Raw genomic sequence first — 8,016 nt, 5'->3', positions numbered from 1 at the left:
AAGGTACAGCAAACCAGCCGAATACACTGTAGATTAAAAAGAAAAGAATGAGCCAGAACTTCTTGGATTTGAAATTAAGGATGGTCGACACAGTGTAACCCTCTAGAGTGGCTATTTTAGAACAGAACCTTGAACCGCGAAGCTGACATTATAAAACGAGCTGAGCAATAAAGAACTAAAAAGGAACTAAAAAATGACCGAAAACTGCTCACAAGAGAAACGTTGCCCCTGGTGCGGTAATGACCCTTTATATCAGCAATATCATGATGAAATTTGGGGCAAGCCAAGGTGGGGTAGCCAGGATCTATTTGCCAAACTTTGCCTTGATGGCCAACAAGCGGGTTTGAGCTGGATTACGATTTTACGAAAAGAAAAAAGCTATTACGAAGCATATGATAATTTCGATCCTAAGCGTATTGCAGAATATGACCAGACGAAGATAGATGAATTACTGCTTAATTCAGGTGTGATTCGAAATAAGCTTAAGGTGAACTCTATTATTAAAAATGCACGCGAATTTCTCGAGATTGAAAAGAATGAGGGTGACTTTTCAAAGTACCTTTGGTCATTTGTTGGCGCTAAGCCGATAGTTAACAGCTGGCGGACGATGGCAGATGTACCGGCTGTAACGCCAGAGTCCGAAGCAATGTCGAAAGATTTGAAAAAGCGCGGCTTTACCTTTGTCGGTCCGACTATTTGCTATGCCTTTATGCAGGCTGTGGGGATGGTTAATGACCACCTGGTGACATGCCCAGAGTGGTCAAAAGTGAGCTAAAAGCTGAGTGAAGTTTAGCCCTTCTGATTCACCATCCATACTGCGGCTTCAACTCGAGAATTCAAACCTAGTTTTTTCAGGACATGTTTGACGTGAACCTTCACGGTTCCGTCAGAGATATCGAGTTCACGGGCAATAAGCTTGTTGCTCATACCTTTGGCTATGAGTTTCAGGATCTCGTGTTCCCGGCTGGTTAGTTTGGCTAATAAGTTCGATTTCTTATCGTTGCCGCCTCGTATTGCTCCGGCCAGAACATGTGTTAGCTTCTCACTGATCACCATTTTACCAAGCGCGGCTTCTTTTAGCTTTTCCAGTATTTGCTCAGGGTCCATATCTTTAAGCAGGTAGCCGTCGGCACCATAAGTAATAGCGCAAACAACGTCTTCATCACTATCGCTTACGGTTAGCATGATGATACGGGAGGTGATCTCGGCATTTCGCATGGCTCTAAGTGTTTCCAAACCATCCATACCTTGCATATTCAGATCTAACACGATTAGGTCGGGCTCGTGCTCTTTAGCAAGCTCTAGGGCGCTATGCCCATCACTTGCTTCACCAATGACTTCTAGCTCATCTTCGAATTCAATCAGCTGGGTTAGTCCTTTTCTTAATAAAGGGTGGTCATCAACTAATAATATGGTGGCGGGGATCTGGCTCATGAGTGCTTCAACCTTTATGCGGCGCTTAGTTTCTGGTTTAAGAATCTTATCTAGTCGCAACTCTGTCTTAGAACGCGCCATTTGGCAAGAACCCTGGTTCTCAAAATTGACGTGAATCATGTTCGACAGGCTTTACTCGTGGAGGCTTAGAGAGAGTAGGCACCGAAATGTACCTACTTCTGGTCGCATGTGTTGTACCCCTTGTTTTACGCAGCGTAGCGACAATGCAGGTGCTGGCAAGGGTACTACCCAGTAGTAGGTATTGGGGGGTAAGTAAAGGGTGAAGAAATGCCTACTCCCTTGAGTCGATTGTTCTTGTTTATAGGCTTGCGCATGATGAACGTGACTTAGCATTATTTATAACATTGGGAGAAATTCTATGTCGGATATTCAAAAATGGGATCCGGAGGACGAGCAGTTCTGGGAATCCACCGGTAAGAAAATAGCCAACCGAAATTTGTGGATTTCTATCCCGAGTTTGCTTTGCGGCTTCGCGGTTTGGTTGTATTGGGGCATCATCACGGTTCAAATGTTGAACTTGGGCTTCCCCTATGAAAAATCACAACTATTTACTTTAATGGCGATTGCCGGTTTGACGGGTGCAACGCTACGAATACCCAGCACCTTCTTTATCCGTTTGGCGGGTGGCCGAAATACAATCTTCTTTACCACAGCATTACTCATGCTACCTGCAGCCGGTACAGGTATCGCGCTGTCTAACCCTGAAACACCTTTCTGGGTTTTCCAGGTACTAGCGCTTCTATCTGGCTTTGGTGGTGGTAACTTCTCATCTTCAATGTCAAACATCAGTTTCTTCTTTCCTAAGAAGCAGCAGGGCTTGGCGCTAGGTTTGAATGCGGGTCTGGGTAACTTTGGTGTTACTACGATGCAGATTCTGGTTCCATTGGCGATGACTGTTGGCATGTTCGGCGCACTAGGCGGCGAGTCAATGACGCTAGTTAATACTTCAGGTACCTTGATCGGTAAGATTCCTGCAGGTACTGAAGCATGGATTCAAAATGCAGGCTTCGTGTGGTTGCTCTTCCTGATTCCTCTCGCACTTGCTGGCTGGTTCGGTATGAATAACTTGCGTGAAGACCACATTTCGCCAAGTATTCCTGGCCCTGTTGGTTCTTTCGGCTTAATTTCAATGATGTTGCTGGTTGGCTTTGCTTGTGCAATCTTCGGCCTATGGTTGATGCTTCCTGAGAAAGTGGGTGGTTCAGGTTTTGGTGTAAGTAAGTGGATCGTATTACCTATTGTTATCGCAGCGACAGTATTTGCTTTGAAAGCGATTCCAGGTCAGATCGGTGAGAGCTTAACGCGTCAGTACAAAATCTTTGATAACAAGCATACTTGGGCAATGACAGTTATTTATACAATGACTTTTGGTTCATTCATTGGTTTTGCAGCATTTTTCCCGCTAACGATTAAAGTTGTATTTGGTTTCCAGCACGTGATGGTTGATGGTGTGATGACACACAACACGGCTAACCCTAATGGGCCAAGTGCTTTAATGTACGCCTGGATGGGGCCTTTCATCGGTGCTTTGATTCGTCCAGTTGGTGGTTGGATCTCTGATAAAGTAGGTGGTGCTTTAGTTACTCAGGTTTGTGCGGTAATTATGGTAGCGTGCGCGATCGGTGTTGCTTACTTCATGAAAGCCGCTTACCAGTCAGCAACACCTGAAGAATTCTTCGTACCATTCTTCGTATTGTTCTTAGTCTTGTTTGCTGCAACAGGTATTGGTAACGGTTCTACTTTCCGTACCATCTCTCAGGTATTCAATAAAGAGCAAGCAGGTCCGGTATTGGGTTGGACTGCAGCGGTGGCAGCATACGGTGCATTCATTATGCCTAAAGTATTGGGTGAGCAAATCAAGGCGACGACTCCTGAGTACGCGCTATATGGCTTCGCAACGTTCTACGCCGTATGTATCGTTCTTAACTGGTGGTTCTACCTACGTAAGAGCTGCGAGCACTATAATCCATAACGACAATCCATAAGTTGTAAGTTATGGCTTAAAATAAAAAACCGCGCAACTAGCGCGGTTTTTTATGTTTACTGGTTAATAAATGGCCAATAATTGGCTTGCTAAGCAGGTGTTAATATCAGCATAATATGCATGCTAAAAAACAAATATAACATCAGCCTGGTAATCATACTGTTATGCAAGCTTCTTGCTTTTCGCCGATGAGTGGTGAACTGAAATTATTAGTGATAGAGGACCATCCAGTCTATCTGGAAGGACTTTCATTTGTGCTTAAGCGTTTGAGCGAAGAGGTTGTGATCGAATGTGCTCATGGCGTGATAGAGGCTCAAAATCACCTTGGACAAAATCAGGGTTATGACTTGATATTGCTCGACTTATGCTTACCTGATGAGGGGGGGCTGTCTATTCTTCGATACCTGTCTGAGCAGAAAATATTCATCCCGGCAATTATTTTGTCAGCTTCCGAGGAACTCAGGGATGTTCAGCGAGCCCTTAAGGCTGGGGCTAGTGGTTTTATTAGTAAAGCCAGCAGCAGTGAAGTGATCCTTAATCAGATAAAAAAAGTCATGGAAGGCGAGAATTGCCTGCCAGACTTTTATCAGTCACAACAAGTTGCTGAATTACCAGAGTTAACACCTCGGCAAAAGGAAGTTTTACAGTTAGTGTGTGAAGGCTTACCAAACAAGAAAATCTGCCAGCGCCTACATTTGACCGAGCATACGATCAAGAGCCATATGAAGACCTTATTTAGCGAGCTAAACGTACATAACCGCACTGAATGTGCTCGGGTAGCAGTCGATTTGGGCTTGTTAGAATAATTGCTTAGCGGCCATTCATTGTAGCGGCTTAAAAATTAGCCTCAAATAGGCTAATTCTTTGCCTGTAAGTAGTGCTGAATCATTAGCTTTAATTTGGCGGGAGCTAATGGTTTAAAGGCGATTCCGGTAATATTTAGATCCTGTTCAACAAAACTCTGACTGACTTCTTCGCTGACTTCTTGCTGAGTGTCGGCTGTGATTAAAATTGCGGGCGTGGCGGTCGCTGCTCTTTTTCTCATCTCTAGTATCAGTTCAATGCCATTTTGTGGATAAGCAGGAAAGCGATAGTCGCAGATAATAAGGTCGAAAATTTCTGACTCGCTGCAGCTTAACGCATCGTAAGGGTTCTTAACTGCGGCGACGGAGTAGCCCCAATTGGCTAACAGTATTTGGCATGAATCCAGGACACTTTGGTCGTCATCGATTAGGAGAATGCGCTTATCAGGGCTGGGGCGTGGCACTTGTGCTGGTGCATTGTTAATCGGTTTCTCGAGAGAATAGGCTTGCGCCAGCTCTAGCCAAAAGCATGCGCCCTTATGTTTTCCTGCTCTGACGCCGTATTTGACTTCTAATAGCTCACTTAGCTGTTTGACAATCGCAAGCCCTAAGCCCATACCTTGCTTGTTAGATTGATCCGTTTGATGAAACTCGTCGAAGATACTTTCCATTTCTTCTTCAGGAATTCCTTTGCCATTGTCTTCCACTTCCAAGAAGATAGTTTTGCCTTCTTTGTACCAATTGACTTTTACTCCGGTTGCATCGGCATGCTTAAATGCATTTTCGCAAAGGTTTCGAAATATTCTCTCGACTAAGATTGGGTCACTTTTTACAATACAAGGTGAGGGGCCTTCGGTGCGAATCGTCATACCAAGCTCTTCCGCACGAATGTTTTGCTCGGGAATTAGTGAGCCGATCAAACTTGAAAGATCAAAGTTTGTATTCTTTGCTTCAACAATGCCGGCATTTAACCTTGAGATATTGAGTAAAGAGCTAAGTAACTGGCTTAGTTGATTAATGGCGAGCTTAAGTTTTTGTGTTAAGGCTAAAGAATCTCCCTTGGGAAGCTGGTTTTCTAAGGTCTCAATAAGTAAGTTCATAGCGTGTAGAGGCTGTCTCAAGTCATGACTGGCGGTGGCTAACAGCCTCGTACGTGAGGATATTTCTTGCTGGTCTCTAGACTTTGCAAGTTCAACCAGCTTCTTATTGAGAAAGAGGCTACGCCGTGATCGTTCTTGCATGTAGCTGCCAATCGCCCCCATAAAATTGAGTGTAATAATAAACGCAGCATTTGAGCTGATAATATGGCTGGGAGAGTTCAGATTGAGCTCAAGGGTAAAATAGCCCAGCGATACGATCACTCCACCTAATGTGGCCAAAGTATACGGCGAGCCCATTAGGAAATAGCCAAAAACCAAGAGCAGCAACACACCGTCGTAAGGCATTTGCGCATCATTAATTCGTGTAGTGTACATAATAGCAACGATACTTAAGCCAGAGACTATGTAGGCACTCATATACAGACTTGAATACGCGCGTATCGACCAATTCATTCGGGCGGCGATCATTGTTATAGCGATGAGAGGGCAAACTATAAACAGACGAATACAGGTTGTGACGACGTAGACAGACTCGGGGAGCGTGTAGATATCTAGTAAAGCAAATAAGAAAAAAATGAATAATGCGGCAACTCCAATTGCAGGAATTCGTTCTAGTAAGCGTTGGTGTCGATATTCCCTGAACTCACTTTCAAGTGACTGAGAAAACTTTATGAAGGGGAAGCGACGCTTGTTTGCATATTCGAGCTGAAGCTCTTCAACGCTTTTTTCGTAATGGCTTGTCATCGTTATTATTGGTCTTTTAAGCGATTAGAGTGAAGCGTTCTATGTTAGTTGGTGTGCAGAACGATGCCAAGTAAGGTCACCGCTCAAATGGGAGAAATGTGATTTGCGTGTTACGAGCGTATGATAACTTTACTTTCATCACTTTCTCTGAGGTAACTGGGTGAGAAACGAAGCTGGATTTGAGTACCTTGGATACCCTCTTGAGAGCTCTTAACAACTAGCTCACCGTTCAAGTGCCGACTGCGTTCTTGAATGATGGCCAGGCCATAATGATTTAACTTTTCTGGGTTGCTGGACAGCCCTACTCCATCGTCTTTAATTTCCAGTTGGATGGTTTTGTCAGTTTGCTGAAGTAAGCTAATATCCAGGCGTGTACCCTTAGAGTGGTTGACAGCATTCTGGCTGGCCTCACGAAGAATTTGTAGCACGTGAATTTCCTCAGAAGGACTCAAAGGAATATTCTTCAGTGAATTCTTCAGGTTAATGTGCATCTCGGTTCGCGCTCTCAATTGCTTAATGGTTTGCTCAATTGCGCCATGTAAACCTTTATCATCGATTTTTAAGCGGAAGGTGGTGAGTAGTTCACGTAAGTGACGGTAAGCTGATGAAAGGCCCTCACTCAGCTCATCAATAATTGGCTGTTGCATCTCATACTTTTTCTTATCGTGTGACTTTTGTAAGCGTGTTACTTGAATCTTCAGGTAAGAGAGCGATTGAGCTAGAGAGTCGTGAAGCTCTCGGGCCATTACTGTACGCTCACTAAGCATCGCCAAGCGGTGTTCTTGCTCTTTGGTCTCCTGTAAAGATAAAGCGATGGCCAGTTGGTCAGCGCTAGATTGGACCAATTTTTGTTGCCATAAGAGAAGGGGTTTGTCTTTCGATTGAGGTAATTTGATCACACCATACTGTTTTGCTTGATGAATGACTGGGTATCGATATATCAAAGCATCCTCAGCTAATTGATTGAAAGGTCCGTCACCGCGGCAGCCTTCACAGGTAAAGCGATTGCAAAGCTGTTCATCATCATCATGCATGTCAATCTGCAAATAAGGGCGTTCGCCTTGTGTCGTAAATAGGCAGAGCTCAATATCTTTAACCATTAGTATCATGCCTAGATCATTGATAATTTCTTGGTAATCCAGGCTCTTGTCTTGATCTTCCAGTACTTTCCTGGCAACGCCGAAGGAATATTCTAGGACGGTATTACTTCGTTTTAGTTCTTTGGTTCGTTCTTCAACCCGGCTTTCTAGCTGTTGATAAGTTTCAGCGATTGATTGGCTCATCTGGTTAAAGGTTTGCGCTAGTAAAGCCAGCTCATCTTTACCAGGAATGTCGATGTGCTGCTGGATGTAGCCATCACGAATCATTTTTGCAGCTTCTGTCAGGCGGCCCAGGGGGCTTTCTACACGGTTTTTAAGCAGATAAAAAATCAGGCTACCAACCAAGGTGGTGAACAGCATGGCAAATAATTGGAAGGTTCGAAGTGTGCGAATTTTTGACTCAGCTTCTAGCTGAAGCTCAGATACCAGAATATCGGTTAGATCAACTTGTTTGTTGAGCAAGGTAAGTGTTTCGGGGATTGGTTTTTCACCGTTCTTCAAACGTGGTTTGACGATCTCAAACCAATGCTGGTAGCCGTTTGTAAAAGCTTGTTCCAAGTCAGGGTTTGAAAGGGATGAGTGAAGGTTAGTAAAAAGGGTGTTATTCCAGGTTTGGTCTAGTTTTTCTATTAGCGGCCCGATGTCATTTGGGGAGTGAGTAGCGGTTAAGCCTATATGATAGGTCTGCATGCGCATTGAACCTGAGAGGTTAATCGCATGAGCATCGGAATCGGCTTGCTCTGTCACCCAAAAAGAAAAGAATATCGATAATAAGGTGATACCTATGATGGTAAACAGTGACAAGTTTATGTAACTCATCACTGAGTGAA

The 8,016-nt window shown here is 44.1% G+C and carries 6 protein-coding genes; 3 read left to right on the top strand and 3 right to left on the bottom strand.

Features of this window, described 5'->3' with window-relative positions; translation table 11 throughout:
- The first annotated feature begins 193 nt into the window (after window positions 1-193).
- Entirely contained in the window at window positions 194-775 is a 582-nt protein-coding gene (locus A3766_RS00030) for a DNA-3-methyladenine glycosylase I (RefSeq protein WP_068507588.1), read from the top strand.
- A 14-nt stretch (window positions 776-789) separates the two neighbouring features.
- Here A3766_RS00030 and narL read toward each other — a convergent pair whose 3' ends face one another.
- Window positions 790-1,434 (bottom strand): two-component system response regulator NarL, encoded by a 645-nt coding sequence (narL, locus tag A3766_RS00025; protein WP_068507590.1) that lies wholly within the window; start codon window positions 1,432-1,434, stop codon window positions 790-792.
- Between the two features lie 379 nt (window positions 1,435-1,813).
- Here narL and A3766_RS00020 point away from each other — a divergent pair, with 379 nt between their 5' ends.
- Together A3766_RS00020 and A3766_RS00015 are read left to right on the top strand one after the other, a co-directional pair.
- Window positions 1,814-3,427, top strand: a complete 1,614-nt coding sequence (locus tag A3766_RS00020) for an MFS transporter (protein WP_068641418.1) — start codon at window positions 1,814-1,816, stop codon at window positions 3,425-3,427.
- 176 nt (window positions 3,428-3,603) lie between these two features.
- Complete coding sequence (locus A3766_RS00015) at window positions 3,604-4,245, top strand: response regulator transcription factor (RefSeq protein ID WP_068508664.1); 642 nt, start codon at window positions 3,604-3,606, stop codon at window positions 4,243-4,245.
- Window positions 4,246-4,295: 50 nt separating this feature from the next.
- On the opposite strand, the gene A3766_RS00010 is transcribed toward A3766_RS00015, so the two are convergent.
- Window positions 4,296-6,086 carry a hybrid sensor histidine kinase/response regulator gene (locus A3766_RS00010; RefSeq protein ID WP_068641415.1) on the bottom strand — a complete coding sequence of 597 codons (1,791 nt, stop codon included), beginning with the start codon at window positions 6,084-6,086 and terminating at the stop codon, window positions 4,296-4,298.
- 110 nt (window positions 6,087-6,196) lie between these two features.
- Window positions 6,197-8,016, bottom strand: a 1,820-nt coding sequence (locus A3766_RS00005; protein ID WP_082906983.1) for a histidine kinase, incomplete at its 5' end; no start/stop codon positions are given.

Source organism: Oleiphilus sp. HI0132 (assembly GCF_001635845.1).
The sequence above is the reverse complement of the archived record's forward strand: the minus strand, read 5'-3'. Positions and strand labels throughout refer to the sequence as shown.